The following is a 1,757-nucleotide window of genomic DNA, read 5'->3' as shown; positions in this document are numbered from 1 at the left end:
TTGTCCCTGTGAGAGTAGGACGTCGCCAAGCAAAAACCTAAGTCGTTTCGACTTAGGTTTTTTTGTGTTTATTTTTATTTACCGAAGGTTAGAATCTGTAAATTTAATAATCCTAAAGACGAAAAAAGAATGAAATAGAAACGGTATAAAATAAAATTTGGATATTAAAGTGATAAGAAGGTTATAAAGTAATACGTTTAAATATAAATTGAAGGTAAGGATTACCTTTTTATGTTGATTTAGTTGTCGAATGAACAATGATGTTTTTGATTTAATATGAAAAGGTTATGCGAAAAATGGCTGGATGGCTATTTTTCGCATAACCTTTTTGTGGTTTTAAAGGATTTTACTTAAGAAAAAATCTATAATTAAGGTAGTTAACATATACTTTTTGATGGGTGTGGGGGATTATGAAAGAAATATGCATGTTATTAGTGGCTGTTATATTATGGGGGACGGCAATTGCGCCAACGAAATGGGCATTAGAATCTATTCAACCATTTACTTTGTTATTTATTCGTCTTTTCCTCGCAGGGGGAATTTGTATGCTTTTTTCATATGGCCAACTTCAAAAAGCAATCGTACATAAACATATTCCATGGAAAAGAATGAGTTTGCTATCTTTTACTGGTGTAGCTGGGTATTTTATGTTCACATCCTACGGGATTTCTTTAACAAGTGGATTACATGTTAGTATCATTGATGCTGCATTGCCGTTAGTTACAATTCTTTTTTCAGCTTTCTTTTTGAAAGAGAAAATTCAGCCGAATTATTGGATTGGTATTATATTGGGGGCTATAGGGGTACTTCTTATAACAATTTCATCTAACAATGCTGATCAAGAGGTATCTTTAATAGGAGATATCCTTATTTTATTAAGCACCTTCTTATTTGCTTTTTATACAGTGTTGTTAAAACAACCGAAACAGGAACGGTATCTATCAAACAAGGTTTTTACAACATTAACTTTAATTATTGGATCGGTTATTTTATTACCATTTGCAATGGTAGAAACTTTTTATTACGGTTTCCCAAAGATTGAAACCTGGAAGACTGGACTTAGTGTAATGTATCTTGTTATTGGAGCAACAATTTTAGCATATTGGTTTTGGAATAAAGCACTAGAGAGAGTTTCAGCATCAGTAAGTGGATTGTATTTAAATGCATTACCGCTAATAAGTATTGTTGCTTCAATTGTTCTATTAAATGAATCTTTAACGTGGAGAATAGTAATAGGCGGCGGCTTAGTCTTATTTGGAGTGGTATGGGCGGATAAAAGTAAATTAATTGATCTATTTATCAATTCCCGACAGAAAACTCCCACCTCAAGGAATCAGTAGGACGATAGTTTAAATAGAAAGGGGGAGTTCAAGAGTTTAAAGAGTGCATGTATATAATGTGTAAGCAAAAGGGCGTCTTGTATGTAATGGGATGTCCTTGTTTATTATTTTCATTGAAATGGAGAAATTGAAGGACTGAAATTAATATAGAAAATACCTTTGGAATTATTTTTATTATTAATTGAATAAAAGGTGTTGACGATTAGCTTATAGAGGTGTAATATAGGACAAGTCGCCGATAGCAACAACGCAGAAAGCGACAAACGAAATGAAAAACTTAGTTGACATTAACTAACGAAGATGTTAACATAAGGGAGTCGCAAATGAGCGGCAGACAAGTTCTTTGAAAACTGAACGAAACAAACAACGTGAACGTCAATTTTTATTTTTAGATGCTAGACAAACTAACTTTATTGG

The 1,757-nt window shown here is 32.6% G+C and carries 1 protein-coding gene; it reads left to right on the top strand.

Annotation, left to right across the window (positions count from 1 at the left end):
- Positions 1–410 precede the first annotated feature (410 nt).
- On the top strand, positions 411–1,340 hold the full coding sequence (locus MR155_RS31015; RefSeq protein ID WP_113938659.1) for a DMT family transporter: 930 nt from the start codon (positions 411–413) through the stop codon (positions 1,338–1,340).
- Positions 1,341–1,757 lie beyond the last annotated feature (417 nt).

This window comes from Bacillus cereus group sp. BfR-BA-01331 (assembly GCF_022663915.1).
Taxonomy (GTDB): Bacteria; Bacillota; Bacilli; order Bacillales; family Bacillaceae_G; genus Bacillus_A; species Bacillus_A mycoides.
Note: the sequence above shows the minus strand (reverse complement) of the source record. Positions and strands in the feature narration are given on the sequence as shown.